Below are 15,531 nucleotides of genomic sequence, written 5' to 3'. Positions count from 1 at the left end.
GGCAAGTCCACGGAACCGACGCCCGCTCGCCGCAAGCATGATCTTCCCGCTGGAAGAGCGCCCGGCCTTGAGATCCCCACCGTTCGTCGCAGCCTGGAAATTCTCCATTCGACGACATCCGGCATGGTCTGGGAGGCCTGCAGATGTCATCCTATCGGCCATGAGAGTCCGGCCCATCGGTTCTGTGTGTCCTATCGGCGCGCAGATTGCGGCATCGGACCGACTCGCGTTGCCCTCTTCAACACCCGCATCTGCCTAGGCGAGGTTTGCGAACCGATGTACCACTTGCTGCGCCCCCTTCTGTTCAATCTGGATGCGGAAACCGCCCACGGACTTACCCTGCGCGGCCTTGATCTGGCCCATCGCAGCGGCCTGGGCTCGCTGCTGGCCAAACCGCCGGCCGAGCTGCCCACCGAAGCGCTGGGCCTGCGCTTTCCCAATCCGGTCGGCCTAGCCGCCGGCCTGGACAAAAACGGCGCCCATCTGGATGCCCTCGGCGCGCTGGGTTTCGGCTTTATCGAGATCGGCACCATCACGCCGCGTCCTCAGGCCGGCAATCCGCTGCCGCGCCTGTTCCGGCTGCCGGCCCATCAGGCCATCATCAACCGCATGGGCTTCAACAACGAAGGCATCGACGCCCTGGTCGGTCATGTCCGCCGCTCGCATTACCAGGGCGTGCTGGGCATCAATATCGGCAAGAACAAGGATACGCCCAACGAGAAGGCCGTCGAGGATTACCTGATCTGCCTGGACAAGGCCTGGCCGCTGGCCAGCTATATCACCGTCAATATCTCCTCGCCCAATACCCAGGGCCTGCGCGATCTGCAGGAAGAAGCGACCCTGCGCCGCTTTATCAGCACCCTGCGCGAACGCCAGGAACAGCTGGGTTCGCAGGCTGGCGGCCGCAAGCCGATGCTGCTGAAAATTGCGCCTGACCTCAGCGAGACCGAACTGGACGCCATTGCCGAGGTTCTGCTCAGCTGCGGCGTCGACGGCGTGATCTGCACCAATACCACGATCGATCGCAGCGCCATCGCCAGCGATCCGCTGGCCGGCGAAGCCGGCGGTCTGTCCGGTGCTCCGGTGCGCACCAGGTCCGACCAGGTGCTGGCCGGCATGGCCAGCCGTCTGGACGGCAAGATTCCGATGATCGGCGTGGGCGGCATCATCTCGGGTGCAGACGCCGCGAAGAAACAGGCCTTGGGCGCCCCGCTGGTGCAGGTCTATTCGGGCCTGATCTATCGCGGCCCGGTACTGATCGGCGAATGTGTCGAGGCCATGCGTGCAGGAGCCCGCCATGTCCGCTGAGGTGATCGCCCTGGAAGGCGTACGCGAACTCGCCGATACCTCGCTGCAGACCCGCAACACCTTGCGCGTACCCGCCCGCGCGGCGCGACTGTTCGAAGTCGACGACGCCAGCCAGCTGCCCGCCCTGCTGGCCGCACTCGGCGACTTTCCCAGCATGGTACTGGGCAGCGGCAGCAATATGCTGTTTGTCGATGATTACCCCGGTGCCATCATCGTGCTGACCAGCCGCGGCGTGCTGGTCGAGACCGAAGACGATACCCATCGCGTCGTGGTCGCCGCCGGCGAACTGTGGGACGACTTCGTGCGCTGGTCGCTGACCCATGGTCTGGCCGGTCTGGAAAACCTGATCCTGATCCCCGGCACTGTCGGTGCTGCCCCGATCCAGAATATCGGCGCCTACGGCTGCGAGGTCGGCGAATATATCGAAAGTGTCGAAGCCTGGGACCGACAGACCGCCAGCGTGGTCAGCCTGGATCATGCCGCCTGCCGCTTCGCCTATCGCGACTCCCTGTTCAAACAGCAGTCCGGCCGCTATATCGTCACCGCCGTCCGCTTCGCCCTGCCCCGCCATGCCGCGCCGCGACTCGGCTATGCCGGCCTCCCGGAAGAACTGGAACGGATGGGTGTGGCCAAGCCAGCCCCAGTGCATATCGCCGAAGCCGTGGAGCGGCTGCGTCGGCGCAAACTGCCCGACCCCGCCGTGCTGGCCAATGCCGGCAGCTTCTTCAAGAACCCCATCGTCAGCACCGAATTCGGCGCCATCCTGCATCAGCAGCACCCCGGCCTGGTCAGCTGGCAGGCTGGCCGTGATCGCCACAAGCTGTCCGCCGCCTGGCTGATCGAAGCCGCCGGCCTCAAGGGCTACCGTGACGGCGATGCCGGCATCTCCTCCCGCCATGCCCTGATCCTGGTCAACCATGGCCATGCCACCGGTCGTCAGCTGTGGGCTGTCGCCCAACATGTGATGAATACCGTCGAAGCCCGCTTCGGACTGAGACTGGAGCCCGAGCCGAATATCATCGGCGCTACGGGCGGTTGAAAGACCGCATCCGATCCCGGCTCCGTGAAATCACAAAGCCGGGGCGAATTGAAGCCAATCTGTCGACGCCTCAATGCGCCGGCTGGCCAGCGGCAGCCAAGGCCTGCAACAGGGCCTGATGGAAGCGGTCGGGCACCTGCAGCTGAGGGGCATGCCCGACCCCGGCAAATTCGACCAGGCGGGCATGGGGCATACGGGCCACAGCCTCGCGAGCCAGTTGCGGATAATGGCCCAAGGCGGCGCGAACCGATGGCGGAGCCAAGTCCTTGCCGATAGCCGTGACGTCACTATCCCCGATCATCAGCACGGTCGGCACCCGCAGCTGCTCGAACTGGTAGTACACAGGCTGGGTCAGGATCATGTCGTAGAGCAAGGCGGAATTCCAGACCACCCGAACGCGCCCCGGACCTTGATACATACCGGCCAGCATCTGCAGCGGCGGCTCCCAGTCGGAGCGCCACTGCCCAGCAAAATTAGTGGCCTGCTCGTAGCGCCGAATGCCATCCGCCGAGGTTTTCATTTCACGCTGATACCACTGATCCACGCTGACAGGAGGCACTCCCTTGGCATGCCAGTCCTCCAGACCGATCGGGTCGAGCAGCACCAATTGGCTGCCAGCTGCTCGAAGCTGAACTGGTAGGCAGCCGGCTTGCTGGATTTGCAAAAGCCGATCCGGTCAACCGCGATCACCCGGTAACCGGCCTGATGCAGGACCTTGATGGTGGGCGCCCATGTCGCCAAGCAATAATTCTTGCCATGCGGCAGCAGTATTGTCTCCGGCCATTCATCTGCTCCGGCTCGGCAGCCACATCCATATAGGCCAGATCAAGCCGCTGCCACCGGGATACGAACTGGAAATCATGCACCGGATAAGGGTAGTCGTAGCCTTGCAGCTCGGGGCCATAGACGGGTCCGTCGGCAAGCCGCGCAGCGGCGATCTCGCCTGTCGCCAGCCACGCCGTGACAGCCATCAACGGCAAGCTCATACGGAGATCCGCCATCTCGATACTCCCGACATCATCGTGGCCAGCATAGCCTTGCCGACGGACGGCTGGATAGCCCCGAACTGACAAGTCGCGATGCCATCGCAATGCAGATTCACCTGGAACTTCTGCCTCAAATCGACGTCTGAAGATGCACAATGACCATGGCTCGGGGAGACCATGTCGACATACGGCGTCAGCGGAACAGGCTTCCTCCTAACCCGGGATTTTTCAAGACGGCGAGTCATGGCATGGACCCTGGCTCTGCTGGCTCAATGGCCATTGTGGATTTTCCTGCGCCCCGCCACGCCATGGCCCCTCGAAACCGAAGCCGCACCCGCTGACAGCACTCCTTCGCTGCAGGTTCTACTACCTCGAATGCCGACAGCCAGTTCGATCAGTGGCCGATATCCATCCCTTGCAGCGACAACGGTGCAACATCGCTCACCGGCAGTCGCAGTCGCCGGAAAAGCCTCGGGGCGACACCGAATGGCCGGCAAGACAAACCCTCAACCATCCATTCACCTTTATACCGGCCCTCGATCCACCCTTCCCATGGGCGCGCGCCACACCGACATGAGCGCAACCAGCTTGGAGGACACGTCACCCGCGGCCAACCGGAACATGGCATCAACGCCGCCAGCAACGATGAATCAGGCCGCCCCGCAGCCATCGGCCCTCGAGCATCCGGAAGCGCACGGCTATATCCCCGGTGGCGGCCTGTTCGGACCACGCGATGGAGGTGGCTTTCGCCGCAATGCCGACCAGTTGCCTGGAACCGAACAGATCGCCCATGCACCTCACTTCGCCATGGTCGCCGCCGAACAACAAGGTATCGGTCGCCGGGTGGTCAATCTGATCGGCTCGCTCACCCATGCCACCGATCCGCATTGCCTGGATGTCGCGGTATGGAGCGGCATGAGCCCGCAGGAACAGCTGGCCCACTACACCTCCCCGGCACGGATCGCCGAATACACCCAGCGCTATCATTGCGTGCCGCCACCGAGATACTGATGCGGGAAGCACCGGCGTATCGATCAGTTGCGGATTTGGAAGCCCAGATGACGCCTGTCTCCAAGACAGTTACCCACGGCGTGCAGGCCACAAGCAGCCTGCCCAGGACCCAGTTCCCCGGTTCGAGAAACACCATGCGCCAGCAGCCCTAATGCACCTGCTGGCTGATGACATAGGCCACGCTGTCTCTCGCGGGGCATTCGCCCTCTCGGGTTTCACTGGTTTCGATAAAGGACAGCTGGCGGCTCGATGGCCTGACTTCATGCAGCGTCAGCAAAAACACCTGTCGAGATCCTTTGCCGCCAGCCAGAGCCTCCTTGGCCAGCAGTCTGATCTCGGTAAGCGAGTTGTCCACCTTGTTTTCATCAATCAGCCTCGAGGCCGTCAAAGGGCCTTGCAATGCCGAAGAGGTTGCCTGAGCGCAGGCCCAATCCTCTTTGGACAGGGCTGCCTCCCCGGATTCAACTGCCATGGCAACTGCCGGCATACTGATCATTATCACGACCAGACCCAAGATCCTTTGGTTCATGGCACGACCTCCAGCTGATGATCCCCACTGGCCCAGATCCGTTGTCGTACCTCGATGGGAAGCACGATACACCCCGTAGATGAATCGTTCGGATGGGCCTGATTGGCTCCATGAATGAGGAAACCCTTACGCCCGAACATCTGGTTGGATGGCGCCGGCAACAACGGCAGCGTCCAAGCTCCCGTCTGCCTATGTGTTCTGGGCGCAAGTATGACGTAGCTGCCGCGAGGCAAAGGACCCTTGTCTGCCATGGACTGGCAGTCAGGCCGGTTCTTGCAGGGTATCTTGCCTGCATATCCTTGCGAGGTTGCCAGCTTTCCATCATGCAACAATGGGTGGCTGGCCTGTCTGTAGATCCATGCCATGTTGCACTTCCATGGGTTGCTGAAGATATGGCCAATCAGACCATGCAGACTGTGCTGGCTGGGTGAATGCAACAACAAAGGCGCGTTCAATGATCGAGGCTCGGCGTACTCCCGGAGTTGATGCATGCGTGCAGCCTCACCAGCGCCGCAACTGAAAACCCGCGCTCAGCAGAGCCTGCAGATAATCGTGAGCGCCGGACAGCGCCCCCATCGGCAACCATGCAAAGACCACGGCGTGATCGGCGGAGGCCTTGATCACAGCCGATCGCCAGACAGCCATCAAATGTCCGTCGATATCAGTCACACCATGCCTGGCCAGCAGCGTCGCGGGAAAATGACTGCTCCGACAGATATCGAAAGCACGGGCATCGGTCCGAGCCAGCGCGTCGGTATCGCCCTCCGACCAAGCCTCGGCTCGCGCCTGCAGGTTGCCGGCATGATGGTCGAGAAAATCAGCCAGCGCAGTGAGGCACGGCATGGCCGCATCATCATCTTCCAGCAGTTCACGCATATAGGCCGTGGGCTGTTCCAGATCCGCCTGGTAGACCGGCCGGACTTCGCTGACCCGACGAGCTGCAAAGCCCTTGAGCAAGTCGGCCACCACCGGCGAATGGCGACGATAACCCAGCTGCCCCAGGGCCGAATCCATCAACACGTCCTCTGCAAACGACGGGCGATCCCGATAGAAGGCCACATCGCCGTGATTGTAGTACTGCTCGGCCTGCTGAACTTCGGCAAAAACCTTCGGCGCCAGATGCTGCTGCAAGCTGCCATGATCAGGGTAGCGGGCATGCCTGACGGCCGTAGCCATGGCCCCCAATCCGCCAAACAGGCCCAAACGCAACTTCAGTTCCGGCGCATCGACCACAGCTTCAGCCTGATCCAGCAGATGATCCAGTCGGGCTGATCGCCAAGGAAGACCAGCGGGAGCGGGATCAATCACGGCCATCACGATGATGGCATGACCATCTCGTTCGGCCATCCATATCGGCGGCGTAGGCAACGCTGCCGTGACCTGTACGGTGCCCAGTGAATGCCTGCTTCCGGACATGGCTGCGAAAGCCCGCTCCGGCCCCCATCCGCCTGACAGCATGGCTGCGACCACGACCACCATTGCAACCTTGCCCCTCATGCCTTCCCCCTTGACTGGACTGCCAACCAAAGACCCTCAGCCACGCTCTGAAGTTCCCCCGGTTTTCCGTATACCGTGTCGGCGGCGAGCCGCCGACCATGGCTGACGGCGGCTTCAGTCCTGTGCTCTCAAGTCCGCTGACCAGATCATCAGGCTCTGAATACAGCGACGGGCTTTCACCGAAAAAAATCTGCTGGCAGACGGACCAGTGCCTGGAGACTCCATGCCAGTCTATGGCTGAGCCGCTCCAGAGCTGCATGCGCCCAGATCCTCGCCCTGCAAGCCGAATGACCGCCTGCCCGCCGTCGGTCCGTGGCATCCATCGCGATCCCTCCAGCTGACAACGGTCAGCCACCACGCCTGACCCATAGCCCTGCCGATCGGACGAGGCTGCAGACAGACGGCCTTGCACAAGGTTTCCTTCTTATGCCTGCCACTCCGCCAAAGCGCTCTCGTAGCCCCCTGCCATCAGTCATGCCAACTCACTCGTTGACCCTTGCAAATATGGTGTTATAGTTCACTGCAACACCACTCACATACAACACCAAAGGAGAGCGCCATGACCATCCGTTCCATGATTGCTGCCCCGATCGCCGTGTTGCTGGCCGTACTCAGCCTGGCCGCGGTCCGTTCCAATGTCGATATCGCCCGCCCGGCACTGGCTGCACCGCTGGCGCTGCGCCCGGGACTCTCGATCAGCACCCTGCCCGCACGCCAGGTGCACCCTTCGGCCGCGGACTTGCGCGAGGCCGCGATGCTGCCGGCACAGCCCATGGCCAGCCGTCAGGAAGCCGGGGGCGATCCTTCGTTGGCAGGCATGCACGCGCATGATCAGGTTCTGGCGGACGCCTTTCGCCCAGTCATGCCCTACTATGCTTTCGCCCCCCGTTTGCTGAGCGCCAAGGACTGAATGAATGCCTATTACCTGGAATGACAGCGTGCCGATTTATCGCCAGTTGCGCGAACGCGTGGTGGCGATGATTCTGGACGGCGCGCTTGCAGAGGGCGATCCGCTGCCCTCGGTGCGTCAGGTGGCAGCGGATTATCAAATCAACCCATTGACCGTTTCCAAGGCCTATCAGGAGCTGGTCGATGATCAACTGGTGGAAAAGCGAAGGGGGCTGGGGATGTTTGTCATTGAAGGGGCACGCGAGGCCCTGCTGAGGTCGGAGCGCGAACGCTTTCTGCGCGAGGAATGGCCGACCCTGTTCGCTCGCCTGCAACGGCTGGGTCTGGATCTGCCCACTCTGCTGCGCCATCAACCCAAGGAGCCCGACGCATGAGCCCGGTCGTCACCGCACGCCATCTGAGCAAGCAATACCAGTCCACTCAGGCCCTGGACCATGTCAGCTTTGATATCCAGCCCGGTCGGATCGTGGGGCTGATCGGTCCCAACGGTGCCGGCAAGACCACCATTCTGAAGGCGATTCTGGGCCTGACCAATGTGCAGGGCGAGCTGAATGTCCTGGGTCTGGACCCGCGCCGCGAGCGCGGCAAGTTGATGGAGCAGGTCTGCTTTATCGCCGACGTGGCGGTGCTGCCGCGCTGGCTGAAGGTGCGCGAGGCCGTGGACTTCGTCGCCAACGTACATCCACGTTTTGACCGCGCCAAATGCCAGGGCTTTCTGGCACGGACCAAGCTGCAGCCCGAGATGCGGGTCAAGCAGATGTCCAAGGGCATGATCGTGCAGCTGCATCTGGCCCTGGTGATGGCCATCGACGCCCGCCTGCTGGTGCTGGACGAGCCGACCCTGGGCCTGGACATCCTCTACCGCAAACAGTTCTACCAGAGCCTGCTGGAAGACTATTTCGACGAAGCGAAAACCATCATCGTCACCACCCACCAGGTCGAGGAGATCGAGCATATCCTCACCGACCTGATGTTTATCCGCGACGGCAAGATCGTACTGGATACCGATATGGATCGCGTCGGCGAACGCTTCGCCGAAGTGCTGGTCAACCCGGAGCACGCCGATGCCGCCCGCGCCCTGAGTCCGATCCAGGAACGCAAGGTGTTCGGCAAGACCATCTTCTTGTTTGACGGCGCCGACACCCGTCGTCTGGCCGAGCTGGGCGAAGTCCGCCAGCCCTCGGTCAGCGAGCTGTTTGTGGCGATCATGAAAGGAACCTATGCATGAAAGCTTTCTATTGGCAGCTGAAACGCGAATTCTGGGAACACCGTGGCGGCTTGTTGTGGACCCCGCTGATCGTGGCCGGCGTGTTTCTGGTCCTGAACCTGCTGGGGATTCTGACGGCTGAAACCCTGCATCACGGCACGATCAACTTCGGGGGTATCGATCTGATGCATCTGAAGCCGCAGGATCAGGCCGACTTCAGCCATGCCGTCGGCTTTGCCCTGGACATGGCCCTGGCGGCACCGGCGATCCTGCTGACCATCGTGATGGGCTTCGTGCTGTTTGCCTATTGCCTGGGTGCGCTCTACAACGACCGTCGCGATCGCAGCATCCTGTTCTGGAAGTCCCTGCCCCTGTCCGACACCGGCACGGTGCTGTCCAAGCTAGTCACCGCGGTGGTGGTGGCGCCGGTGATCGCCCTGGTCATCGGGGTGGTCTCGGGCCTGCTGATGATTCTGATGCTGTGCATCACCCTCGGCCTGCACGGGCTGGCGCCATGGAGCCTGCTGCTGCAAGGCCATCCGCTGACCACCGCCTTCGATCTGCTGGCCTTGATCCCGCTGTATGCGGTGTGGGCCCTGCCCACCGTTGGCTGGCTGCTGATGTGCTCGGCCTTCAGCCGCAGCCGCCCGTTCCTGCTGGCGGTGGTGGTGCCGATCGGCGTGAGCATGATGCTGGGCTGGTTCCGCATGATCCACGTGCTCGATCTATCCTTCCTGGGCGTGCTCAAACTGCTGGTGGTTCGCCTGCTGACCGGTGTCTTTCCCGGCGGCTGGATGACCCGCAACGACGGCCTGCTGATGATCAGCCACTCGGTGGCCGGCACCACGGCCGATGCCCCTCGTCAGCTGGTGAACCTGGGTTTGAATTACGCTGCCTTCGGTCGCATGGATCTTTGGCTGGGCGTGCTGGCCGGCGCCATTTTTGTGGCGATCGCCATCTGGTGCCGCCGCTGGAGGGATGAAGCATGAAAATGAGTCAACATTGGCCTGCGTGGATCGCCGTGGGGCTGCTGACAGGGATCAGCATCGGCCTCACCGGCTGCCAGGACCAGGACGGCAAGGCGCACCGGATCACCGCCACCTACAGCGTGAATGACGACGATGCCAAGCCGACAGGTGATGATTCGCTGAATGACGGGCATGTTCATATTCATGGCGGCCTGAGCATGATCCATGGCCGAGTGGTCCTGAAGGCGAAAGGCCAGCCGGATGCGTCCATCAGCCGGCAAGGCGAATTCAGCATCGATGATCGGCCGGTCAGTCTGAGTCCTGAGCAGCAGGCACAGTTTCAGCGTTACTATGCTCAGACCGAGGCTGTCGTTCATCAGTCCATCGATGTGGCCAAGGCCGGAGCAGGTGCTGGTCTGGGTATTTCGGCTGGAGTCATGCATAACCTGCTGGAGGGCAAAACCGACGATGCCAGCATGCAGGCCACCGTGCATGAACACCTGACCGGACTCAGCCATAGCGTGGATGCCATCTGCAACCTACTGGCCGCCCAGCAGACGCTGCAGGATCAACTGGCCACGCAGGTGGCGGCCTTCCGACCCTATGCCTCCATCACCGATGCACAGATCCAGGAATGCCATCACGGCGCCAGCGAGATCCTGGAAAAAAACTCAGGTGATCACGACAAGGCGGCCGACTGAGCGCATCTCCCGGACCAGGCACTTGCCCGGTCCGGGATGGGGGGCAGCTACAGCTTGGGCCACAAGCAAGCCAGCGTCGGCTCCGGTGAAGATCCATTCATCGGATCGCCAGCCACGCAGGCCGGCACCACGGCATGGAATGCGACCCGCGCCCGTCGGCCATGGCTCCGGAGCATGAGAGTCCATGCCGTTCGCGATCACGGGCGGCACTCGGGTAGCCTGGATCACGCCTCCACAAGAGCGCGGCCCAGGCCTGGCCTCCCGCCAGGCTCATGCATCTTGCAGCGGGCTCGGGTCGCAAGCTTGGCCTGCCTCATCAGTCATCCCGGATCTGACGATGCAGGCTCGAACCGGGCCATCCATCACCACGGATGGATGGCCGTCATGAAGTCGCCAACAATATCCGGTCGCCTGCCGGACTCCAATCTTCAAGCCGACAGAATCGCTCGCGCCCGATCACCAGGTCGCGGCACAGGGATTGCCCATCGCGGCCATCGCGTCACGTTCGGCCTGCGGCACCTTGAAAGCCGGAGGATAGGTCGGCCGGTTGGTGACCGGCTCCAGTTGAGGACAGCGATAGCGTGCATCCAAAGCCTGCTGCATCCGGAGATTGCGCTGCAATTGTTCCGGGGTCACTGCACAGCCCGCAAGCGACAGCAGCACCGCCAGCAAACCACCGAAGCGTAGCGTCGAGCCTGAACACAGGCTTTTGGTCGAGCTGTTCAGAACGAGCATTCGACGTCCCCATGCCGAAACGTATCTGGTGAGCGGACCCGCGGAGTTCCGATCCGCCGTCATGACCACTGGCAAGGCCTGCATGGCTGCCCGAACCACAGGTCCCAGTCTCAAGCCCCGCTGGCTCGTCACGGAAGCCCGTCTCGCCAGCATCGACCAGAAGATGATGCACCCGGATGCTGCATGATGAACCAGCGGGCCATCATGTGGCCTGCGGCTCAATACATACGCTACGGCGCAGAAAGTCCATGACCAGAGTGTGATGGCGCAAGACCTCACCACCCAGCTCATAAGGCACCAAGGCAAAGGGCTGATCCATGATCGTGAAATCCAGGTTGCGCGGACCGCTACCCAGGTCCAGACGGACTCGCGCCGGGTAACTGTCGACCCAGCGCATGCCAGCGGCGTAGGATATAGCCTTCGGTTCAAGCTTGGCCGCGCTCGGCGGCAACAGAGACTTGATGCCCAGCAGCTCGAAACCGCCGCCGGTATCGATCAGAGCCGTCCGAGGCTGGCCGTCCACCTTGATCGCATACAGCAGATGATCGCTGCTACCGCTGATATTCGCGCCTTCCAGCATGGGCCGAGTGCAACGACCGTCCGAAGCCCGGCTCAGGCTTGCGCCCTGCGCATCCAGCGTCACCACGCCCAGCCTGCGCAGCAAAGGCAGTCCGATCACCATCGTCGCCGGCGTGCGGGTCATGCTGACCGGCCAGTTCTTGACCGTCACCGGCCCCAGCCTGAGTTCCGGCAATATCCCGATCGGAGCTGACAGCACCTTGCCGGCGGCATCGGTGAGTTTTTGATAGCTGATGGCCGGCTGCAGTCCCAGAGCTTTGGCCACGGCCGGATCCAGCGTATCGTAAGCGGCGCCGGTATCGATCACCGCATGATGGCGATGCCCCTGGATCCGCACTTCCACCACGGCCTGCTGCCGCGCCTCCAGTCCTTCGCGACGGGCGGCGCTCACATAGGGAATCCGTCCCGAAGCTTGGGCCCAGCTCACCTCCGGTGCAGGGAAAGAGGCTCCGGGCAGGAACTGCACGCCCTCCGCATCGGTCAGGCTCGGCTGTCGCCCCGGATTGTCCTTGGCCAGCAGGGGATAATATGTGCGTCGTATCCATTCCAGCTTCTGCTGCCAATCGGCCATGCGCCGTTGCATGAACAGATGACCGGCGATCAGCAGACTGCACAGCCCCCGCATCGGATGCTGGGCCGGCATGGCCTTTTCACAGGCCTGCAGCTGGATCGTGGCCTCATCCAGCCGACCGCCCGTGCGCAGCAATCCGACCTTGGCCAGCTCCTGCTCGAACTCGTTGCGCGGATGCGCCACCACCTGCTGCAGGGCGTCACGATCCCCCCGCGCCATGGCCACCACCACCCCTTGATCATCACTGATCTCGACCGCATCCGATACCGGCTCGGCGGCCTTCAGACTGACGGCCATCAGCAAGCCCCAGCACAGACTCGAACGCCTGAACCATGCGCCCGCGGCCAGACCTCCACGGGCGCGCCGCCGACAGTGAGTATTGCAGCATGTCATGGCGCGCCCTCCTGGCCTCAGAATGCGACGGTCCAGACAATGCCGCCGCCGGTGACACTGCCGCCGAAGCCTCCGATATGGCCGCCGATGGAAGATCCGCCGGGCAACCGGTAACCGCCTGAGGCACTCCAGGTGGTTCCACCGGCTCCCGAGGTCACGCTGCCGCCCCCCACCCATTCATGCAGCGAAACCACCGGAGCCACGGTGTCCGTCGTGGAAGTGGATGCGGCGGCCAGAGGCTGGATCTGCCCACCGGCAACGGTCCGGATTTGTGAAGCCGTCAATTCACGCATATTGAACTCCTTGTTGATTTCGGATGAGCCACCGGCGGCAAGACACGGCGATCACGGCTCGGTGCTCCTTCACCGATGGCGGAATGCCAAATGCAATTAGTTATTGGCAATTTGAATTTGCCACCGCAATGATGAAGATCATGTTGACCGCCAATGAAATCGGCGGAAAAACCACGGAGACCCGGAAACAGCTCGCGGCATCGCAGGTTCCGGAGGGCAGACGTCGCGCCACTGCGCTAGGCTGCAGGGCATGATCAGAAACAAGTCCATGTCCCGCACCCGCGACGCCTCGCCTCCGGCCGAGCCCAGATTGACGATGACCTTGCCGACTACGGCACCCGCCGCCCCGCCGACAGCACGCGCCCGGCTGATCACCGCCCTCTGCGACCATATCGAGCGCGCCGAAGTCGAGCCCGGCCTGGATGACCTGGCAAAGATGGCCGCCTTGAGTCCGGGCCATCTGCAGCGGATCTTCAAGGCGGCGACCGGCCTTTCCCCCAAGGCCTGGGCACGGGCCCAGCGCGCCGCCCGGCTGCGCAAGGACCTGCGTGAAGCCGGTAGCGTCACCGAGGCCATCCATGCCGCCGGCTATGGTTCCCAAGCCCGCGTCTATGAACATGGCAGCCGCCTGCTGGGCATGAGTCCCGGTGCGTTTCGCCGTGGCAAGGCCATCGAGGCGCTGCATGTCGCCATCGCCCAGTCCAGTCTGGGCTCGGTACTGGTGGCCAGCACCCCGCGCGGACTGGCCGCGATTCTGCTGGGCGACGATCCGCAAACCTTGTTGCAGAACCTGCAGCGGCAGTTTCCCGGCAGCCGGCTGGCCGCGGACAACGCCGGCTACGAAGACCTGGTCGCCCAGGTCGTGGCCGTGGTCGAACAACCCAGCCTGCCGCTGGAGCTGCCGCTGGATCTGCAAGGCACCGCGTTTCAGCATCGGGTCTGGCATGCCCTGCGCCAGATCCCGCCGGGCACCACGATCAGCTATGCCGAACTGGCCCGCCGCATCGGTGCTCCCAAAGCGGTGCGGGCGGTGGCCGGCGCCTGCGCCGCCAACCGGCTGGCCGTGGCCGTGCCCTGCCATCGGGTGGTCCGCCATGACGGCAGTCTGTCCGGCTACCGCTGGGGCGTGGAACGCAAGCGTGAACTGCTGTCCCGCGAAGTCGCTGCTGCAGGCTTCCAGCTGGCTCCGGACCGCCGGGATGAGGCAGGAGACCCGTCATGAACGCCCACCCGGTGGCCACTCCCCCCGTGCTGCCCCGCTGCCGCTGGGCCGCCAGCGATCCCCTGCTGCAGGCCTACCATGACTCCGAATGGGGGCGCCCGCAGCACGATGCCCGGGCGTTGTGGGAGAAACTGATGCTGGACGGCTTTCAGGCTGGTCTGAGCTGGCGATTGATCCTGCAACGACGCCCGGCCTTGCGCACGGCCTTCGCTGACTTTGATCCTGACATCCTCGCCGCTCGCCATCCGGCAGATATCGCAACAATCATGGCGGCCCCCGGGATGATCCGCTCACCACAGAAAATCCGCGCCGTACTGCACAACGCCCGTGCCTGGCAGGCCATGCACCTGGCTGGCGAAGACTTCGCGAAGCTGGCCTGGCAGGTGGTCGGCGGGCATCCCGTGGCCGGCGATGCCCACGCCACCACATCCGCGGTCGGTGATGAACTCTCCCGCCGGTTGCGCCGCCGCGGATTCCAGTTCGTCGGCCCACGCATCTGCCATGCCTGGGCCCAGGCCTGCGGTCTGATCCATGCCCACGAGCCGGAGTGTTTCCTATTCGATCTCTGGCTCCGCCCTCCCGACTGAACCGGAGATATTCCTGATCGGCCACCACACCTTGTATCCCGCGATGGGTCGCCGCCATCACCAGTGGCGACGAGCCCCAAATCGACCATGCAGAGGCGGCGGGATGGCGTCGCAAAGACCGGACAGCTCTTGCACACGCCGCTTGGAACGGCTGCCGACATCGGCAGATGGAACTTCAACCAGGCCTTCATGCTCATATCGAGTATCGGCACATGCTGGTCACTGGGGCAAAGCATAAAATGGCGAGCCATAAGGAGTACCGCTTCTCGACCAGGCGCGCACTGGCGTTGGCGATCACCGCCATCCTCAACACGGGGGTACTGCTATGGCTGCTGCTTCCGGCGGTGCCGCTGACGATCTCATTGCCACGGCCGCCGAACCTGGTCACAGCACTTCGTCTGCATTTGAGGTTTGAAGCAAGCCGGCAAGCTCCTCGAGCATCGCCCGCAAAACCTGCAACCGAACCGCCATCCCGGCGCCGGCGGCGCACCGTGATCGGCGCCCTGCCCTTGCACCACCGGCGCCCAGCTCATTGGACGGGTCTGCAGCCAACGATACTCGCCAACCCGGCTTCACTGCTGGAAGCTGTGGCCCCTCCAGGGATAGGGCCCTCGGCGAACAGGACCTCGGATGCAAGGCCGCTCGCCCATTTTGAAAATAGAGGACTGCGCCAGCGTCTGCAGGCGGCGAGCGCCGCCAATGCTATCCACGGCCTGCCCGGCACCGCCAGCCACCGGATGGCCGGGCTCAGGTTGCAAGATCCCTTGCAGCATGGCCTGGCTGCCGCCATGCACACGACTCAACGCTTATTCGGCATTGCCCGCCGTGATTGCATCGACGTGCAGGTGGAGGAAAGCCTGTCTCCGCAGCAACTGATCGACCGCCATCTGACGACGGCCGATGTCAAAGCCGACGAGCAGCGCTACGACTGCAACCGTCCGCCCGGCCTGAGCTTCTGATACCGGACGGCAGGCGGTCACGCGTCTCGCCATCCAA

17 protein-coding genes and 1 pseudogene are annotated in these 15,531 nt (G+C 63.2%); 11 read left to right on the top strand and 7 right to left on the bottom strand.

Annotation, left to right across the window (positions count from 1 at the left end):
* Nucleotides 1-276 precede the first annotated feature (276 nt).
* Both FRAAU_RS05375 and murB read left to right on the top strand, forming a co-directional pair.
* A complete protein-coding gene (locus tag FRAAU_RS05375; protein ID WP_014402553.1) occupies nt 277-1,308 on the top strand; it encodes a quinone-dependent dihydroorotate dehydrogenase in 1,032 nt (343 codons plus the stop codon).
* Complete coding sequence (gene murB, locus FRAAU_RS05370) at nt 1,298-2,347, top strand: UDP-N-acetylmuramate dehydrogenase (protein WP_014402552.1); 1,050 nt, start codon at nt 1,298-1,300, stop codon at nt 2,345-2,347. Before FRAAU_RS05375 ends, murB begins: the two co-directional genes overlap by 11 nt.
* Before the next feature lie 70 nt (nt 2,348-2,417).
* Here murB and FRAAU_RS05365 read toward each other — a convergent pair.
* Nucleotides 2,418-3,333, bottom strand: a pseudogene (locus FRAAU_RS05365) (alpha/beta fold hydrolase).
* Nucleotides 3,334-3,978: 645 nt separating this feature from the next.
* Here FRAAU_RS05365 and FRAAU_RS05360 point away from each other — a divergent pair.
* Nucleotides 3,979-4,344, top strand: a complete 366-nt coding sequence (locus FRAAU_RS05360) for a hypothetical protein (RefSeq protein ID WP_014402551.1) — start codon at nt 3,979-3,981, stop codon at nt 4,342-4,344.
* Between the two features lie 148 nt (nt 4,345-4,492).
* Here the strand turns inward: FRAAU_RS05360 and FRAAU_RS05355 are convergent, their stop codons facing one another.
* From FRAAU_RS05355 to FRAAU_RS05350, 3 genes are all read right to left on the bottom strand, one after another.
* On the bottom strand, nt 4,493-4,873 hold the full coding sequence (locus tag FRAAU_RS05355) for a hypothetical protein (RefSeq protein WP_014402550.1): 381 nt from the start codon (nt 4,871-4,873) through the stop codon (nt 4,493-4,495).
* Nucleotides 4,870-5,238, bottom strand: a complete 369-nt coding sequence (locus FRAAU_RS16835) for a tlde1 domain-containing protein (protein WP_156803347.1) — start codon at nt 5,236-5,238, stop codon at nt 4,870-4,872. The genes FRAAU_RS05355 and FRAAU_RS16835 overlap by 4 nt, the downstream gene beginning before the upstream one ends.
* Before the next feature lie 136 nt (nt 5,239-5,374).
* The gene (locus FRAAU_RS05350) at nt 5,375-6,370 is read right to left on the bottom strand and encodes a TraB/GumN family protein (RefSeq protein WP_014402548.1); all 996 of its coding nucleotides are present in this window, start codon (nt 6,368-6,370) and stop codon (nt 5,375-5,377) included.
* Between the two features lie 559 nt (nt 6,371-6,929).
* Here FRAAU_RS05350 and FRAAU_RS05345 point away from each other — a divergent pair.
* From FRAAU_RS05345 to FRAAU_RS05325, 5 genes are read left to right on the top strand one after another with little or no spacing between them, the layout of a single operon-like run.
* Nucleotides 6,930-7,280, top strand: a complete 351-nt coding sequence (locus FRAAU_RS05345; RefSeq protein WP_014402547.1) for a hypothetical protein — start codon at nt 6,930-6,932, stop codon at nt 7,278-7,280.
* 4 nt (nt 7,281-7,284) lie between these two features.
* Entirely contained in the window at nt 7,285-7,653 is a 369-nt protein-coding gene (locus FRAAU_RS05340; protein WP_014402546.1) for a GntR family transcriptional regulator, read from the top strand.
* Complete coding sequence (locus FRAAU_RS05335) at nt 7,650-8,507, top strand: ABC transporter ATP-binding protein (RefSeq protein WP_014402545.1); 858 nt, start codon at nt 7,650-7,652, stop codon at nt 8,505-8,507. Before FRAAU_RS05340 ends, FRAAU_RS05335 begins: the two co-directional genes overlap by 4 nt.
* Entirely contained in the window at nt 8,504-9,475 is a 972-nt protein-coding gene (locus tag FRAAU_RS05330) for a hypothetical protein (RefSeq protein WP_014402544.1), read from the top strand. Before FRAAU_RS05335 ends, FRAAU_RS05330 begins: the two co-directional genes overlap by 4 nt.
* On the top strand, nt 9,472-10,155 hold the full coding sequence (locus FRAAU_RS05325) for a DUF2884 family protein (RefSeq protein WP_014402543.1): 684 nt from the start codon (nt 9,472-9,474) through the stop codon (nt 10,153-10,155). Before FRAAU_RS05330 ends, FRAAU_RS05325 begins: the two co-directional genes overlap by 4 nt.
* A 456-nt stretch (nt 10,156-10,611) precedes the next feature.
* Here FRAAU_RS05325 and FRAAU_RS05320 read toward each other — a convergent pair whose 3' ends face one another.
* From FRAAU_RS05320 to FRAAU_RS05305, 3 genes are all read right to left on the bottom strand, one after another.
* Nucleotides 10,612-10,890, bottom strand: a complete 279-nt coding sequence (locus tag FRAAU_RS05320) for a hypothetical protein (protein ID WP_014402542.1) — start codon at nt 10,888-10,890, stop codon at nt 10,612-10,614.
* A 202-nt stretch (nt 10,891-11,092) separates the two neighbouring features.
* Nucleotides 11,093-12,337, bottom strand: a complete 1,245-nt coding sequence (locus FRAAU_RS05310) for a retropepsin-like aspartic protease (RefSeq protein WP_156803346.1) — start codon at nt 12,335-12,337, stop codon at nt 11,093-11,095.
* A 113-nt stretch (nt 12,338-12,450) separates the two neighbouring features.
* A complete protein-coding gene (locus FRAAU_RS05305) occupies nt 12,451-12,726 on the bottom strand; it encodes a hypothetical protein (protein ID WP_014402540.1) in 276 nt (91 codons plus the stop codon).
* A 268-nt stretch (nt 12,727-12,994) separates the two neighbouring features.
* Here FRAAU_RS05305 and FRAAU_RS05295 point away from each other — a divergent pair, with 268 nt between their 5' ends.
* From FRAAU_RS05295 to FRAAU_RS17180, 3 genes are all read left to right on the top strand, one after another.
* A complete protein-coding gene (locus tag FRAAU_RS05295; RefSeq protein ID WP_052317806.1) occupies nt 12,995-13,948 on the top strand; it encodes a methylated-DNA--[protein]-cysteine S-methyltransferase in 954 nt (317 codons plus the stop codon).
* Nucleotides 13,945-14,535: a DNA-3-methyladenine glycosylase I gene (locus tag FRAAU_RS05290; protein WP_014402538.1), complete on the top strand. Its 591-nt coding sequence runs from the start codon at nt 13,945-13,947 to the stop codon at nt 14,533-14,535. Before FRAAU_RS05295 ends, FRAAU_RS05290 begins: the two co-directional genes overlap by 4 nt.
* A gap of 167 nt (nt 14,536-14,702) precedes the next feature.
* On the top strand, nt 14,703-15,494 hold the full coding sequence (locus tag FRAAU_RS17180; protein ID WP_156803345.1) for a serine/threonine-protein kinase: 792 nt from the start codon (nt 14,703-14,705) through the stop codon (nt 15,492-15,494).
* Nucleotides 15,495-15,531: the final 37 nt, after the last annotated feature.

Source organism: Frateuria aurantia DSM 6220, from assembly GCF_000242255.2.
GTDB lineage: Bacteria > Pseudomonadota > Gammaproteobacteria > Xanthomonadales > Rhodanobacteraceae > Frateuria > Frateuria aurantia.
This window is presented reverse-complemented; position numbering and strand designations above follow the sequence as displayed.